Annotated in this window: 14 protein-coding genes; 12 read left to right on the plus strand and 2 right to left on the minus strand. The window is 47.4% G+C overall.

Translation table 11 applies throughout. The features are described from left to right. Positions 1-175: 175 nt before the first annotated feature. The 9 genes from AM231_RS23655 (at position 176) to AM231_RS23690 (ending at position 10,052) form a co-directional block, all read left to right on the plus strand. The gene (locus tag AM231_RS23655; protein ID WP_242615293.1) at positions 176-484 is read left to right on the plus strand and encodes a hypothetical protein; all 309 of its coding nucleotides are present in this window, start codon (positions 176-178) and stop codon (positions 482-484) included. Positions 485-854: 370 nt separating this feature from the next. Beyond that, positions 855-2,195: a lytic polysaccharide monooxygenase gene (locus tag AM231_RS23660; protein WP_054404767.1), complete on the plus strand. Its 1,341-nt coding sequence runs from the start codon at positions 855-857 to the stop codon at positions 2,193-2,195. A 180-nt stretch (positions 2,196-2,375) separates the two neighbouring features. After that, positions 2,376-2,552, plus strand: coding sequence for a hypothetical protein (locus tag AM231_RS29295; protein WP_165593465.1), 177 nt, complete (start codon positions 2,376-2,378; stop codon positions 2,550-2,552). Between the two features lie 64 nt (positions 2,553-2,616). Then, positions 2,617-3,405 carry a sensor histidine kinase gene (locus AM231_RS23665; protein WP_082341789.1) on the plus strand — a complete coding sequence of 263 codons (789 nt, stop codon included), beginning with the start codon at positions 2,617-2,619 and terminating at the stop codon, positions 3,403-3,405. 437 nt (positions 3,406-3,842) lie between these two features. Beyond that, complete coding sequence (locus tag AM231_RS23670; protein WP_054404769.1) at positions 3,843-5,810, plus strand: methyl-accepting chemotaxis protein; 1,968 nt, start codon at positions 3,843-3,845, stop codon at positions 5,808-5,810. A gap of 188 nt (positions 5,811-5,998) precedes the next feature. Further along, positions 5,999-6,859 carry a transporter substrate-binding domain-containing protein gene (locus AM231_RS23675; RefSeq protein ID WP_054404770.1) on the plus strand — a complete coding sequence of 287 codons (861 nt, stop codon included), beginning with the start codon at positions 5,999-6,001 and terminating at the stop codon, positions 6,857-6,859. A 204-nt stretch (positions 6,860-7,063) separates the two neighbouring features. After that, positions 7,064-8,284 carry an ABC transporter substrate-binding protein gene (locus tag AM231_RS23680; protein ID WP_053490048.1) on the plus strand — a complete coding sequence of 407 codons (1,221 nt, stop codon included), beginning with the start codon at positions 7,064-7,066 and terminating at the stop codon, positions 8,282-8,284. Between the two features lie 83 nt (positions 8,285-8,367). Further along, a complete protein-coding gene (locus AM231_RS23685) occupies positions 8,368-9,234 on the plus strand; it encodes a carbohydrate ABC transporter permease (protein WP_054404771.1) in 867 nt (288 codons plus the stop codon). Continuing rightward, positions 9,234-10,052, plus strand: a complete 819-nt coding sequence (locus AM231_RS23690) for a carbohydrate ABC transporter permease (RefSeq protein ID WP_053490046.1) — start codon at positions 9,234-9,236, stop codon at positions 10,050-10,052. Before AM231_RS23685 ends, AM231_RS23690 begins: the two co-directional genes overlap by 1 nt. A 243-nt stretch (positions 10,053-10,295) precedes the next feature. Here the strand turns inward: AM231_RS23690 and AM231_RS23695 are convergent, their stop codons facing one another. After that, a complete protein-coding gene (locus tag AM231_RS23695) occupies positions 10,296-11,759 on the minus strand; it encodes a carboxylesterase/lipase family protein (protein ID WP_054404772.1) in 1,464 nt (487 codons plus the stop codon). Between the two features lie 297 nt (positions 11,760-12,056). On the opposite strand from AM231_RS23695, the gene AM231_RS23700 reads away from it, so the two are divergent. The 3 genes from AM231_RS23700 to AM231_RS23710 all read left to right on the plus strand — a co-directional run bounded on the left by AM231_RS23700 (position 12,057) and on the right by AM231_RS23710 (position 14,562). Continuing rightward, positions 12,057-13,055 (plus strand): Gfo/Idh/MocA family protein, encoded by a 999-nt coding sequence (locus AM231_RS23700; RefSeq protein WP_053490044.1) that lies wholly within the window; start codon positions 12,057-12,059, stop codon positions 13,053-13,055. Next, complete coding sequence (locus AM231_RS23705; RefSeq protein WP_053490043.1) at positions 13,052-14,050, plus strand: Gfo/Idh/MocA family protein; 999 nt, start codon at positions 13,052-13,054, stop codon at positions 14,048-14,050. Before AM231_RS23700 ends, AM231_RS23705 begins: the two co-directional genes overlap by 4 nt. A gap of 191 nt (positions 14,051-14,241) precedes the next feature. Then, a complete protein-coding gene (locus AM231_RS23710; protein WP_054404773.1) occupies positions 14,242-14,562 on the plus strand; it encodes a hypothetical protein in 321 nt (106 codons plus the stop codon). A gap of 108 nt (positions 14,563-14,670) precedes the next feature. On the opposite strand, the gene AM231_RS23715 is transcribed toward AM231_RS23710, so the two are convergent. After that, on the minus strand, positions 14,671-15,513 hold the full coding sequence (locus AM231_RS23715; RefSeq protein WP_054404774.1) for an undecaprenyl-diphosphate phosphatase: 843 nt from the start codon (positions 15,511-15,513) through the stop codon (positions 14,671-14,673). Between the last annotated feature and the right edge of the window lie 48 nt (positions 15,514-15,561).

Below are 15,561 nucleotides of genomic sequence, written 5' to 3' on the forward strand. Positions count from 1 at the left end.
GTCATTCTAAGTATGTGTAACTATGTTGGATGTTAACGTTATCATAGTTCGCTGAGCAAGGGTCCATTTCCTGTTTCACTACAAAGAAACCGTGATATAATAGTTAGAAGAAATTACTGGGAGACTATAATCGGATATGTGCGTAAAATATATGACTGTGAAGGAGGGGGAAGTAATGATGGACACAAACGCCCGAATGGAGGAGCTTGAGAAGCGATTGACCACCCAGCATCATCGGGACCTGTTTCTTCAGATGAAACATACACTGAAAGCTGTTGATGATTTGGCCGAACAGCACCGGGTCTACCAGGCCGTTCAGGCGCTTAGTGGCACACGAATTGTAGGAGCGGAAGAAAGCGTCTATTTTGACACATTGAATCAGGTTAAGGAACAAATTATTCATACACTGGAGCTCACCATTGAGGATTTGGAACATAAGGGAGATAAGAATTACACGAAACATTTCAAAGACGGAGTGGAATAAAAGCCAAACCCTATGCCGCAAATAAGGTATGAATATATGAAAGAGAGCAAGAATCCTCTGGGATTTTTGCTCTCTTTTTTTGAGTATTTTCAGCAAATGCCATGATATTTATCACAATTATCGATACAGATTTATCCAATTTCGTTGAAATGTGTAACAAATCGTTGATAATTAATATGGGATCTAAGTTCCAAATGTTTTAAAATAATGATAGTGCTGGTAGGCTTGGACGATGTAACCTAGAGACTCTTCCAAGTTAGTCAAGCCACAGAGGGACAAGCGTCTATAAACAAAGGGAGGTGTATTATACAACAGATTTTAATGTAAACGCTTTATATGTAAATACCCAAATCAAAGGAGGAATAATTGTATGACTTTAAGTTTGCCGAACAGAGCTTGGCTCAAGAATCTGATTATTGCGGGTTCTGCGATGTTATTGATGACCTTATTGATGGTTATATTCGCAGATAAAGCATCTGCTCACGGGTATATTGAATCCCCAGCCAGCCGTGCCTATCTGTGTAAACTGGGGCAGAACACCGATTGCGGTGCGATTGTGTATGAGCCTCAAAGCTTGGAAGCTCCTAAGGGCTGGCCGAATGCAGGTCCTGCCGATGGCAAAATTGCCAGTGCAGGCGGCGCATTCCCTAAACTTGACGAGCAATCTGCAACTCGCTGGAGCAAAGTGAACATTTCCCCAGGAACTACAACGTTCCAATGGAAATTAACAGCCAACCATGCGACGGCAAGCTGGAAATACTACATTACAAAAGACGGCTGGGATCAAAATGCTCCACTGGCCAAATCTGCTTTTGATCTGACGCCTTTCTGCTCCATTAGCTATGGTGGTGCAAAGCCTCCAGTTGACTACGCTTCGACTTGTAACGTTCCGGCTAAATCCGGTTACCATATCATTCTGGCTGTATGGGAAGTGGCTGACACACCAAATGCTTTCTATAACGTGCTTGACGTCAATTTCACCGGAAGCGGAAATACCGATACGACCCCGCCAACTGCACCGACAGGCGTAGTGGCTTCCAATGTAGCAACGACAAGCGCTGCGCTTACATGGAATGCAGCAACGGATAATGTTGGTGTAACGAGCTATCGTATTTTTAACGGGGCCACTCAATTGGCTTCCACGACTGGACTTAATTACAATCTGATCGGCTTAACGCCGAATACCCTCTACAATATTACGGTCAAAGCCGTCGATGCTGCAGGTAATGTATCCCCTGCCAGCAACGCCGCTTCATTTACGACCCTAGCTGTAACAGGCCCAGATACTGAAGCGCCTACAGCACCTACGAGCCTTCATGTTATGGGAACAGCGACTTCCACGACAGTTCCTTTGATGTGGAATGCTTCAACGGATAATGTAGGCGTAACAGGTTACCAGGTATTCCAAGGAAGCACCTTAGTCGCTACCGTTTCGGGCTCCACATTGGAATACCTCGTTACAGGCCTGACACCTAACACAGCCTATTCCTTTACCGTAAAAGCTGTAGATGCTGCAGGTAATGTATCCGCAGCAAGTAATGTCGTCAATGTTACGACACCTGACGCACCGGCAACTTATCCGGCATGGAGCTCAACTACCGTTTATGTTGGCGGCAGCAAAGTCAGCCATAACGGTGTGAACTATGAAGCAAAATGGTGGACACAAGGTGAAACTCCTGGATCTGCCGATGTATGGAAAGCCATCCCTTAAATCATAGTAATGAAAGGATCCGGCGTCATTTGACTGCCGGGTCTTTTTTTATTTAAGCAGGACATGCGTTAGATGAGGGACCGAAGCCCTGAACAATGGTTAATCTTTACTTCCTATATGAGAATGCTATGATTAGGAAGGAAATAAGGTGGTATTTGCTAGAAGGAGAGGGGGAGAAACATGTTAAAAACAGATTATGTAGATGTATTGACTGTGATCTCCAATCGCTTATATGAATCTGCGGCAAGAGTTATCCAGACTTCCAGCAGGCTCATGCAGGCAAACACCTTCTGTATTGCATTGAATGATCGGCATACTACAACCGTTCTGAAATCGTTCAATCGGGAAGCGGTATAATTACTACCAGTATTGCGAGGAAGATATTGATTTACTATTATCCCTCTCGGCTTTTTTTGCGGATATGCTTGAACTGGAATCTACGATTGGGAATCTAAAACAGGCTGAAGAAGAGAATCAGCGGATCATGCAAGAGAAATCGGAGCTTCTCGCTGTGATGAGCCATGAGATACGGACTCCAATGAACGGAATCATGGGGATGTCGGCATTACTTCAGGCCACCGCTCTGGATGATGAGCAGAGGGAGTATGTGGAGCTTATTGAACAGAGCGGCGAATCTCTGTTAACTATGATTGAACATGTGTTGGAGTATTCCAAAGTAGAGAGTAAGAAGTTGGAACTGGTAATGGGGCCTTTATATATTCGTCCATTGATTAAGCAGGTATCCAGCCTGATTAGAAATGACGTACAGCGTAAAGGAATCGAGCTCCAAATCGACATAGCGGAGCATGTACCTGAAAGAATAACATCAGACGCTGATAAAATAAGGCAGATTCTCATAAATCTAATCTCGAACGCGATCAAGTTCACGAGCGAGGGGAAGGTAAGTGTCGAGGTTGGTGTATCGGATGACCGGGAATCTTCGGACATCAAAGAAATTATGGTTTCCGTCCGGGATACGGGAATCGGTATCCCGGCAGACCGGATGCATCGTTTGTTCCAGTCTTTTTCCCAAGTCCATCATCAGGAAGTAACTCGTGAATATACGGGAACGGGGCTTGGACTTTCCATCTGTAAACAGCTGACCGAATTGATCAATGGCCGCATCTGGCTTGAAGATACTTCAGGACAGGGAGCGTGTTTCACGTTTACGATCCCTCTAATCGGTGTACAGGAAACGATACTTACATGAAGGTAAGACGTGAATATAAACTAGAGGTCGTCAGGCCGAGCAAAAGGTACCCTATGGGGTGCTTTTTTTGTTGAACCGGTCAATTTCCTCGTTACAAACCATACATATTCAAGAATAGTTTAGCATCTATATCAGTTCCTGAGCTGCAGTTGCATACACCTATTTTTTAAGTCTGAAGAACTAATATAATACGTACTCATACATCAAAGTAAAATGTTGTAAAAAGTCCCTGTCAACCTCTCAATTAATACCCAAGCCTTACCGATAACTAATAAATCAGAGTCTTTTCCCCTTGTTATCTGCCAAATTCTTTCGACATAATCTGTTCATTTTGTATGTTTAAAGACAATGTCCGTACAGAAAAAAGAGCAATCGCTAAAAATTTTGGACATAAGATTGGTTAGGGCTCAGGGACTATTTTCGGGAGGGTTTACAGCATGTATAAGAGTCTTAAGCAAAAAATGATTACCATGATATGTTTGCTCTTGCTAGTCAGTCTTGGTTCCGTCAACGCCATTACTTACGTCAGGTCCTCTGACATACTGCAGCAGAGTCTGGACAAAGAAGCACAGCTTAACGCCGAGAAGCTAGCCCTTCAGATCGACCAATTTCTCGATGTAGAGATTGCTAAGGTTGAGAGTGTAGGAAAATTCATTCAGGGGAACAAAGCTGAAGACTTGAAATTGATTCAAGCTGCGCAGGAGCGCAATCCCGAATTTGAAACTTTTTTCTTCTCCTATGATTTGACAGGAAAGAACGTCATTAACTTTCTGGGTGAAGTGACCGACGTATCGGACCGCGTCCATTATCAAGAAGCCGGGAAGGGCGAAGGCAAGCTGGTCGTGTCTGAACCGATCCTATCCAAGAGAACGGGAAACAGCATCGTGACCATGATTATCCCGTTGATGAAAGATGGTAAGCAGTACGGTTATATGGGCTCTACCCTTCCAATCAACGAGATTCAAAAAAAAGTGTCCAACCAAACATTCGGAACTACCGGCTATGCTTTTCTGTTAAGTAAAGCAGGAACGTTCATGTGGTCTCCGGAAGAGGAGCTTGTTCTTAATAAAGGCATTAAAGATATTGATAATCCCGGATTAAATAAAGCCTATGAGGAAGTCATTCAGGGCAAATCGGGCACTTTTAACTATGAAGTAGAAGGAGCCGATTACTCAGGAGCCTATGCACCATCCTACTTTAATTGGGGCATTTTTGTGGCTGCACCGACCAAAGAGCTGAATGCTCCGATCACGGAGATGTCGATTACCATGATCATCATATCGGTAGGGGCTTTGATCTTATCCGCCTTTTCTGTGATATATGTTACGGAGCAAATTGTTAGGCCGATTCGCAAGCTTAACACAGCTGTCAAAGAAGTTGCAGCTGGTGACTTGACTAAGACCATCCAAGTGGAAGGGAAGGATGAGATTGCGGTCCTCTCCAACGACTTTAACCAGACAGTATCCCATCTGAAGCATCTGGTCGTCGGAGTGAGCGATTCATCCCGCCAAGTCCTGTCGGTCACGGAGACCGTATCGAGTGGAGTAGATACAGCCATGGTCAGTGTTGATCGGATCGGCTCTTCCATTCGCCAAATTGCAAATGGAGCGAATACTCATGCTTCAAGCTCTAACGAAATCGCAATGTCCATGAATGATATGGCAAGCGGGATTGTCAAAATTGCCGAAACATCTTCCATGGTGTCTGAAGCCGCACAGGAAGCTGCTAATCAGGCTGAGACCGGATCGGTTGTCGTTGAACAAGCGGTGAAGCAAATCGGAAACATCGGAGAGGGAACGTCTAAAGTTGGTACGGCCATTGGGCGTTTGAATGAACGTTCTTCTGAAATCGAGCAGATTTTGAGCTTCATCACGGAAGTAACTTCCCGTATTCGACTGCTATCCCTGAATGCTTCCATCGAAGCAGCCAGAGCAGGTGAGCATGGCCGCGGCTTTGCCGTTGTGGCAGAAGAAGTCAAGAAGCTGGCTGGGCAGTCCGAGGATTCAACAGACCAGATTGCGAAGCTGATTACGGAAATTCGCGAAGACACCATTAATGCCGTGGAGGTCATGGACGTCAGTCGGAAGGATGTAGAAGACGGAATTACGCTGATCCAAGAGGTTCGTGCCAAATTCGATAATATTTTGACTGCTACGCGAAATGTTGCCGATCACATTTTGGAAGTATCTGCAGCTTCCGAAGAAATGTCCGCCGGCTCTGAACAGGTGAGTGCTTCGGTTGAAGAGCTTAAATCCATTGCGGATCTGACCTCGACGGATGCACAACAAGTGACAGCCGCGGTCGAGAATCAAATCTCAACAATCAAGGAAATTTCAGACTCTGTGAAACAGCTCGAAATGGTTGCTCAAGAACTTAACAAAGAGCTTGCCAAATTCAGTCTCTAGCAATCCTTCCTATGGTGACCGCACGTAGGGTACTTGAAAGGGGGGATGTCTGTAAGAAATGAAGAAGCTGCCTTAACAGAAGGCCAGCAGCAAGAAATTCTCAAATGTTTCAGGCAGATGATGCCGCTGCCAAATCAAGAGCATTCGATGAAAAACAACAAGAAGACAAACAGGAGGAAACTTAAAAAATGGCTAAGAATTGGAAAAAGGTATTAATTGCAGGGATAGTCAGCTTATCATTGGTAGCAACAGGCTTTGCAGCAAACGAGGTTCTCACTTCACCGGAGGTGTCCGCTAAGTCGGCTTCGTCCACTGCACCTGGGCAACTGAAGAAACAAGCAGCTTCCCAACTTGATGAGATTATCGAGAGAGGCTACATACGGGTTGGTATGACAGGGGATTACAAACCGTTCACATATTTGAATCCTGCTACAAAGCAATATGAAGGTTATGACGTTGATGCTATGGAAGAACTCGGTAAAGATCTTGGCGTAGAAGTGCGCTATGTAAACACGACTTGGCCTGACATGATGAAGGATTTGCAAGCTGACAAGTTCGACATCGCTGTAGGCGGCGTAACCCGTAACACAGCAAGACAAAAAACAGCTTACGTATCCCAAGGCTACATTTCATTCGGTAAGGCACCTTTGATCCGTGCGGAAGACAAGGACAAATACTTGACCGTTGAAGATATCAACAAGCCGTCGGTACGCATAGGTGTGAATCCGGGCGGAACGAACGATGTATTCGTGCGTCAGCATCTGACAAAAGCCAACGTAACGGTGGTTCCAAACAACTTGGATATCCCGCATTTGGTTGCTGACGGTACGTATGATGTGATGATCACGGATACAATTGAAGCGATCACGTATGCTAAAGCAGATTCCAGACTGTATGCTGCATTAACGGACAAGCCGTTCACGAACAGTGAAAAAGGCTACATGATTCCTCGTGGCGACTTTGAATATGCGAGCTATTTGGAAATGTGGATCGACGAAATGAAGCTCCAAGGCAAGTTTGCGGACATCCATAAAAAATGGTTGGAATAGCATATCCCCGGCTGCATAGTAACAGCCAATCTCTGCCAGCAGATCAGGACAAAAACCCTGATCTGCTGGTTTTTTTTGTTTCGAGAGAAAAGTCCGCAGGCGCTGGTCTTAAGGTATGGTCGTTTACCAACCAAGCAGTATGGGTAGTTAATAGACATGGCATTGGCCTTAATTACTTCAGAATAATGAAATGGGGGGCAGACCATGAAGCTTGGTAAATGGATCGCGGTGTGTTTGTCGACCGTATTAATGCTAACCGCTTGCGGTGCTAAAGAGGAATCGGGACGGGTACAGATAGAGTTTTTTCAGAATAAGCCCGAAGCAAAGGGATCCTTCGACGCACTCATCGAGAAGTTTAATGAATCCCAATCCAGGATCAAGGTGATTCAGGTGAATCCGCCGGATGCGGAGACAGTCCTCAAGACAAGAGTCGTCAAGAACGACATTCCTGATATTATCGGCATGGGCGCAACCGATACCTATTCATTGCTGGCGCAAAGTGGCATTTTCATGGATTTGACGAATAACTCGCTGCTGAGCCAGGTTGATGAGACCTACGTTGAGATGCTGAAGGACGTGGCAGGGATGGAGGAGGTTACAGGCATACCCTACTCCACTAACGCTAACGGTGTAATGTACAACAAAGAAATTTTCAAAGAAATGGGACTCCGTGTTCCCCGGACTTGGGACGAGCTGTTAGCTACGGCGCAGAAGGTCAAGGAAGCGGGAAAGATTCCGTTTTACTTCACATATAAAGACGATTGGCAGACGGTGCTGCCGTTTAATGCTTTGGCCTCTAATCTGGAAGGGGTTGAATTTTACATGGATCGGCGAGAAGGCAAGATAACCTTCGCTGAGAAATATCGTGAAATTGCAGAGAAGCAGCTTGCATTGATGGATTATGGCCATGGGGACAATTTTGGCAAGAACTATGCAGACGGCAACAGGGGGTTTGCGAGAGGCGAATCGGCCATGTATATCCAGGGAACCTGGGCGATTCCGGAAATTCGCAAAGCCAATCCAGACGTACCGATCGGCTTCTTTCCGCTGCCAACCGGCAATAATCCGGAAGAGAACAAACTCATTTCGGGTGTGGATACGCTGCTGGCCATATCCGATCGTTCGAAACATAAAGAGGAAGCACAGCAATTTATTCAATTTCTGCTCAAACCAGAGAACAGCAAGCAATATATAACCGAGCAAACGCTGTTCTCAACCGTTGATGGGGTGAAGCAGGATGATCCTGCCGTTGCGGAGCTGCTGCCTTATCTGGAGCAGGACCAGGTTCTCGATTTTGCTGACCACTATATTCCGGCGGCTGTGCAGTTAAACTCGGTGATTCAGTCCTTCCTGCAGAACCGGGATATCGATGGGTACTTGAAGAAGCTGGACACCGAATGGGACAAGGTAGCTGACAGGCGCTAACGGTGTGATATTTACTTTTCCACGATACCTACAATATCCAGTCATATCTCACAATACCCACGAAGGATGGAGGAGGACCGGACATGAACAAGCGGCTTACGCCTTATTATTTGATGACCATACCCGCAGTGGTGTTGTTCTTCGTATTTCTGACGCTGCCAGCTTTGCAGGGGGTGTACTACTCCTTCACGAACTGGAACGGATTCGGTGATAACTTCGACTTCATCGGATTTAAGAATTACGTCAATCTGTTCAAGGATGGGAACGTGGGCCACGCGTACTGGTTCACATTCAAATTCGCTGTGGTGGTTACCATCCTCATCAACATTTTCAGTCTGCTGATTGCTATGGGATTGAACGCTAAGATCAAAGCGAGGAATTTCTTCAGAGGCATTTACTTTCTGCCGAATATTCTGAGCGTGCTGATTGTAGGTTACATATTCAATTATATGTTCTCGAATGTGTTTACTATATGGGGAAAAAACCTGGGAATCGATTGGCTGTCTACCAATATTCTGGGCAGTGAACAGCATGCCTGGATCGGAGTCGTGATCGTAGCGGTATGGCAGGGCATTGCCTATAACACGATCCTCTATCTCGCAGGGCTTCAGACCATTTCCCGCACGCTGTACGAGGCTTCCAGCCTCGATGGAGCTAACCGCTGGCAGGAGTTCTGGAAAATCACCTTTCCGCTAATTGCACCATTTTTTACAATCAATATGGTGCTGGCAATGAAGAACTCCTTAATGGTCTTTGATCAGATCATAGCCCTCACCAACGGTGGGCCAGGAAGGGCGACACAGTCGATCTCCCACCTGATCTACACCGGCGGCTTTGAGGGAGGAGAATTTGCCTATCAATCCGCAAACTCCGTGATCTACTTCATCTTAATTGCCACCATATCGGTCGTGCAGATTCGGTTCCTGCAGAGAAGAGAGGGGGATGTGTAATGCGGACGAAAACGAACTGGGTGGTTATGCTTCTCATTACGCTGGGTACGATCCTGATTCTGTTCCCGCTGTATATGACGATTACGATTGCGCTCAAAACGCCGGAGGATATGTTGTCATCTGTGTTCGGCTTACCAAGGGAGCTTCATTTCGAAAACTTTACGAACGCGATCCAAATGACCAACTTCTTCAATGCGCTGGGCAATAGTGCGATGGTAACGACGGCAACGGTTGTGTTGACCCTGCTGACCAATTCGCTTGTTGCTTATGCCATTGCCCGCAATATGAACCGAAAGTTCTTCAAGGGTTTATATTTTTATTTTATCAGCGCCATGTTCATTCCTTTTCCGATCATTATGCTGCCGCTAGTCAAATTGACGGCTGGCCTTCATATGACGAATCTGGTCGGGCTTACGATTTTGCATACCGTTTATGCATTGGCATTTAACGTTTTTGTGTATGTCGGTTACATTAAATCGATTCCGGTTGCGCTGGAGGAGGCAGCCCGTGTGGATGGCACATCAACTTGGGGAACATTCTGGAGAATCATATTCCCGATGATGGCGCCCATGAACGCGACGGTTGGCATTCTGATCTGCCTCTCCACGTACAATGACTTCCTGTTGCCGCTTATCATCATCAGCGACACAAGCTCTTATACGCTGCCGCTGGTGCAATATATATTCCAAGGGCAGTTCAACACAGACTTCAATTTGGCTTTTGCTTCGTACCTGATGGCGATGCTGCCGATGATCATCATCTATTTGTTTGCACAGAAGTGGATCATTAACGGCATCACGCAAGGGGCAGTGAAATAAGGCGCTGACTGCGTTTCCCCCTGGTTTCTCTGGAAGCAGCCTTCGTCACCTTTGAGAGCATAGAGCATAACCGCCGGCCGGGGGCACCATAGCGGAGATCAGATGCAGACGGACCCTGACTTAACAAAAAGCTGTATTCCAGATCATGTTCATCATGATGGGAATACAGCTTTTTTGCTGCCGCAAGGATACCGTCAGCAAGGAAGCGGTGCCTCGTGGGATGGCTTGTTTGCCGATCTATTTTTATAATTGCAGCATTTCCCGCTTCATGGCATCCGGGTCCAGGGCAATTCCGATGTCGTAATTGAATATCATCGTTGCCCGTGTTGCTTGATCATAAGCAGGCCAAGGCAGCAATTCCGTATCCGGTGAGCCATGGCGGGCAAATGAAATCCAGGCATCCTGCATCCGGTCAGACAAGGCTTGTGTGGCATCATCGACGTGAACACCAATGTTCTGAAACAGTGCAAGTGTGTTAAATACAAACGGGATTTCCAGGGCATGCATCGCTTTGCCCAGCACCGGATGGCCAGGTAGCGTCCAATCGAATCGGTACATCCATACCGGCGCATGCTTGCTTTGAGCGGAAGCGAACTGCAGAGCTGAGCGCCAGAAATACAGATCCGTCATAATCTGGGCGTGTCCATCTATGTTGTACGGATAGGTCTTGAATATAGGGGCAGCATCCTCGATGCCGGTCATCAGCTCAACTGTACGGACAAGATCATCCTCTTTAACCAGTGGCATGTCCGGGCGGAAGAATAAGGCGCCTTCTTCCAGGTTCGTCCCGATGAGGATTGGCACGTCTTTGGCCCAGCCCGTTTGAATAGCCTGCAGCGGATCATGAGGCAGAGTATTCGGCTCAACTACCGGTTGAAAAATCATGTTTATACCCGGTCCGATCCGCTTCTTCAGCCGTTCGCCGGCCTCGAATATCTGCTCACCGGACAGCGCTTCAAGTTGCTGGATTTGATCTGGTGTCAGGTCCAGTTCCTTTAATAAACCAGCTGTTATCAGCTGTGCCTGTTCGGGAGTCATGATCTGGGAAGCGCCACTTTCCATAATGGCCTGCTTGAACAGCTCCTTGGCCGCAGGCATGGCCAGCAATGCAGCAATACTCATGCTACCTGCCGACTCGCCGAATACGGTGACCTGGTCCGGATCGCCTCCGAAGGCGCGGATATTGTCACGTACCCACTGCAGAGCAGCGATCTGGTCCAATAAGCCGGCATTGGAGGATAAGCCCTCTCCAAGTGGAGCCAGATGAAGAAAGCCAAGCGGGCCCAGTCGATAATTGAACGTCACGACAATCACGTTGCCTCGGAGAACGAAGGAAGTCCCATTATAGCTCGGCAAGCTGCCGGAGCCTGTGACGAAAGCTCCCCCGTGAATCCATACCATGACGGGCAGCAGCTCTACTGGCGGGTCCTGAGGAGCCCACACATTGAGATAGAGGGAATCCTCTGATACCGTCTTGGTCACACCTCCACCTAACATGCTGGACGTGGACTCGAGCGGCTGAAGGCACATCGGACTGAAGTCGGTGGTTTCTTTGATTCCGTCCCAGGAATCAGGCGGCACAGGGGCACGGAACCGCAGCGGGCCAACCGGGGGTTTTGCATAAGGAATGCCTTTCCATACACGGACGTCGTTCTCCAGACTGCCTTGGATACGCCCGTTATTCGTTTGCACAACAAGCTCTGACATGTTCTCTCTACACCCTTTCTCTTGATCACTCTGATAGAAATGCCTGAAAGCTTTGCCCTTTCTTGGAACGTTGAATCCATTCCTAAATGGCTCTGTTCATATATAAAAAATGATATACTTAACCATACAATATACACTTTACCAAGTTAGCCGCATAAGTTCAAAAAGTACCGACCACGAAACCTGGGCAGGAATGTCATGTCCCATGAAGAAGTTAACAGGGTGGGGTATTCGCAAACAGTGGGTACAGCAGTATCTTTTGGTCCACGTCATACTTGGTATACTGGAGGGATAAGCATGAACATAGCGATTTTGGGCTGTGGAACAATGGGAATGATTTATGCGCATAATTTGGCCAAAATGCCGGGAGTCACGGTGACAGGCGTGGTGGATATTAACGCAAGGCGGGCTGAGCGGGCCGCAGCCTTGACCGGGGCGAAGGCATACACGGATGTAGCATCATTGTTTGAGCAAAAAGATTTGGAAACGGTTGCGGTGTGTCTGCCCACCTATCTACATAAACCGTATGTACTGCAAATAGCTGAAAAAGGACTGCACGTCATCTGCGAGAAGCCGGCAGCTTTAACCCTGGAGGATGCACAGGAGATGAGAGCGGCCTGTGAGCAGCACGGAGCTCGGTTGTTTATCGGACATGTTGTCCGGTTCTTTCCGAACTATCATGATGCATATCAGCAGGCTCACTCCGGAAAGATTGGAGCACCGAAGATGGCTCACTTTAAGCGGTATGGGGCATATCCGCAAGGGATGGAGGGATGGTATACAGACCCTGGCAAGAGCGGAGGGGTCATCATGGATCTAATGATTCATGACATCGATTACGCATGCTGGCTGTTTGGGGAAGTTGAGTCGGTATATGCTTCGGTTGTTAAGCGGGATGAGCCGAAGATGGATTATGCTCAGCTTACACTTCATTTTAAGAATAAAGCTATCGCGAGTTTAACCGGCTATTGGGGATATCCCGGCCCGTTTACGACGCAATTCGAAGTTTCGGGAGATCAAGGTATTATAAGATTTGATAGTAACCAGGTACAGCCTCTTGATATTCAAACGATGGGCCTGTTGAGAGGAGAAGGGCCAGCTGTTCAAATTCCTTCCGGCAGTAGCCTTCATGACCCGTACTACAAAGAATTGCAGCATTTTATCGAGTGTATCCGTAACGGCAGTGACCCGCTTGTTAGCATCGAAGATGCTTGCTATGCCGTTGCAATCGCTCAGGCTGCTGGGCAATCGGCTCAGACCGGGCAGCCTGTCATGATTGGAGGGAACGTTTCATGAATAAAATCAAGGTCGGTTTTATCAGTTTTGCCCATATGCATGCAGCAACTTATCTCTTCAGCATGCTAAAGCGTGATGATGTTGAGGTGGTTGGGATCGCTGATGAAGATGCGGAACGGGTACGTCCCTACTCCGTAGAGCGAGGAATCCCTTATTATGCGGATTATAACGAGTTGCTGTCACAGGAAATAGATGCTGTTGTCATTTGTTCGGAGAATGCACGCCATGCAGAGATCACCAAGCGTGCCGCGGAGGCAGGGAAGCATGTGCTGTGCGAGAAACCTTTAGGTTTATCCGAAGCTGAGATGCTGGAAATGATCCGGGTGTGCAAGGAGCATGATGTTCAGCTCATGACTGCCTTTCCTTGCCGGTATCTTACATCTGTACGACAGGCGAAGGAAGCGGTGGACGCCGGACAGATTGGCGATATCCTCGCCATGAAGGGAACCAACCGGGGAACGATGCCTGGCGGCTGGTTTATCGAACGGGAGAAATCGGGCGGAGGAGCCGTTTTTGATCATACCGTCCATGTGATGGATCTTATGCACTGGTTTACCGGCAGCAAGGTGGAAGAAGTATACGCTCATGCGGAAACGCTGTTCCATGACACCGACATTGATGACGCCGGCATGGTCCATGTCAAATTCGCCAATGGCGTTGTTGCCGTACTCGATCCAAGCTGGTCCCGTAATCGTACCTTCCCGACCTGGGGGGATGTTACACTCGAGATTATCGGTACGAAGGGTGTGCTGAATATCGATGCTTTCGCCCAGAAGAACGAGGTGTACAGTGATGTGACCGGTAAAGCAGCAGCGTGGAGCTTCTGGGGAGATGATATGGACGAAGGTCTTATCAACAGCTTCGTTGAGAGCATCCGCAATGGCAAACCGGTTGAGGTAACAGGCGAGGACGGGTACTATTCAGCCCGTGTTGCCTTAGCAGCATACGAGTCCGCAAGCACCAAGCGTACTGTTCAGCTGAAGTCGCAGGCTTAAGACATATATTTGAGGGCTGCTGTCCGCCATAGGAATTGAGAATAGCATTACTTCACAAGCCTCTTTCGGCTTCGTAGTCGAAGAGGCTACTTGAGTAACTTGCCTTATTTTATTATTTAAAAAGAGCAGAGCGTGTTGAAAGCTAAAGTTGGCAGAAGCAGCAGAACAGCTTATTGAAGGAGATATACATTATGGCGGTTATTACATTGTGCGGCTCAACCAAATTTAAACCTCAATTTCGTGAAGCCGAGGCAGTATTGACGTTGCAAGGACATATCGTACTCAGTGTTGGTTTCTTTGAGCAGAGCGACGGGATCGAGATAACAGAGGCACAGGAACGCATGCTAAAAGAACTGCATTTTCACAAAATCAATATGTCAGAGGAGATCTTTGTAATCGATGTGAATGGATATATTGGAGAGAGCACCCGGGCCGAGATCGATTACGCCAACAGACATGGTAAACAGGTGCGTTATTACTCGAAGGATCGGCTGGAGTATGCGGCTCTCTAATCGTGCAGGCCATGGGGTCACAGCTAACAAGTGCATAGCATCGTCCATAACAAAAGGCAGGTCAAGAATGAATCTTGACCTGCCTTTTAATCTCTCAACATCTAACTTTTATAGATAAAGCACCAACGCAATCACTGCAGCGAGCACAATCCGGTAGATCGCGAATGGCACCAGCTTGACCCGGTTGATCAGCTTCAGGAAGAAGCGGATGGAGATCAAGGCGAAGACGAAGGCCGCCACGAATCCGGCGATGAAGAACGGAAGGGCGTCCAGCGTAAAGTACTCCCAGTTCTTCAGCAACGACAGGAAGCTGGCGCCGAACATGATCGGTACAGCCATGATGAACGTAAAGTCCGCCGCCGCGCGGTGGCTCATACCCAGCATGACGCCTCCCGAGATGGTGGAGCCGGAACGGGAGAAGCCCGGCCAGAGCGACAGACACTGAATCAGTCCAACGCTGAATGCTTGCCGGTACGTAATTTGATCGACAGTGACCACTTTCGGCTCTTTTTTCGAGCTGACTTTATCGGCAACGATCATGAAGACGGCTCCAATTACAAGACCGATCAGCACGGTAGCGGTAGAGAATAAATGATCATCAATAAAATCTTCGAACAGAAGACCCAGCACGCCTGCCGGAATCAGGCCAACAATAACCTGGCTGAGCTTCAGTCTGCCCGTACCTGCCGGTGCACCGGCTTCCGGCTTTTTGCGTTTAAGCCATAAGAGATCCAGGAAGCGATCCTTGAATACTACGATGACGGCAAGAATGGAACCGAGCTGAATCACGACTTTAAATGTGTTGGCTACATACTTGGTTAGAAATTCCTCAGATCTCAGCCACATATCATCTACAATGATCATATGGCCGGTGGATGATACAGGAGCGAACTCGGTCAGCCCCTCGACGATTCCTAGAATAATTGCTTTAATGATGGTTAAAAAATCCATACGGTCTCTCCCTTACTTGAAAATATAAAATGCAATGATATTCATAAT

Origin of the sequence: Paenibacillus solani, assembly GCF_001277345.1 — a bacterium.
GTDB lineage: Bacteria > Bacillota > Bacilli > Paenibacillales > Paenibacillaceae > Paenibacillus_AQ > Paenibacillus_AQ solani.

What these genes read in the sequence shown, in the direction of transcription:
- AM231_RS23655 (WP_242615293.1), top strand. Translation starts at nt 176, where the DNA reads ATGATGGACACAAACGCCCGAATGGAGGAGCTTGAGAAGCGATTGACC.
- AM231_RS23660 (WP_054404767.1), top strand. Translation starts at nt 855, where the DNA reads ATGACTTTAAGTTTGCCGAACAGAGCTTGGCTCAAGAATCTGATTATT.
- AM231_RS29295 (WP_165593465.1), top strand. Translation starts at nt 2,376, where the DNA reads ATGTTAAAAACAGATTATGTAGATGTATTGACTGTGATCTCCAATCGC.
- AM231_RS23665 (WP_082341789.1), top strand. Translation starts at nt 2,617, where the DNA reads ATGCTTGAACTGGAATCTACGATTGGGAATCTAAAACAGGCTGAAGAA.
- AM231_RS23670 (WP_054404769.1), top strand. Translation starts at nt 3,843, where the DNA reads ATGTATAAGAGTCTTAAGCAAAAAATGATTACCATGATATGTTTGCTC.
- AM231_RS23675 (WP_054404770.1), top strand. Translation starts at nt 5,999, where the DNA reads ATGGCTAAGAATTGGAAAAAGGTATTAATTGCAGGGATAGTCAGCTTA.
- AM231_RS23680 (WP_053490048.1), top strand. Translation starts at nt 7,064, where the DNA reads ATGAAGCTTGGTAAATGGATCGCGGTGTGTTTGTCGACCGTATTAATG.
- AM231_RS23685 (WP_054404771.1), top strand. Translation starts at nt 8,368, where the DNA reads ATGAACAAGCGGCTTACGCCTTATTATTTGATGACCATACCCGCAGTG.
- AM231_RS23690 (WP_053490046.1), top strand. Translation starts at nt 9,234, where the DNA reads ATGCGGACGAAAACGAACTGGGTGGTTATGCTTCTCATTACGCTGGGT.
- AM231_RS23695 (WP_054404772.1), bottom strand. Translation starts at nt 11,759, where the DNA reads ATGTCAGAGCTTGTTGTGCAAACGAATAACGGGCGTATCCAAGGCAGT.
- AM231_RS23700 (WP_053490044.1), top strand. Translation starts at nt 12,057, where the DNA reads ATGAACATAGCGATTTTGGGCTGTGGAACAATGGGAATGATTTATGCG.
- AM231_RS23705 (WP_053490043.1), top strand. Translation starts at nt 13,052, where the DNA reads ATGAATAAAATCAAGGTCGGTTTTATCAGTTTTGCCCATATGCATGCA.
- AM231_RS23710 (WP_054404773.1), top strand. Translation starts at nt 14,242, where the DNA reads ATGGCGGTTATTACATTGTGCGGCTCAACCAAATTTAAACCTCAATTT.
- AM231_RS23715 (WP_054404774.1), bottom strand. Translation starts at nt 15,513, where the DNA reads ATGGATTTTTTAACCATCATTAAAGCAATTATTCTAGGAATCGTCGAG.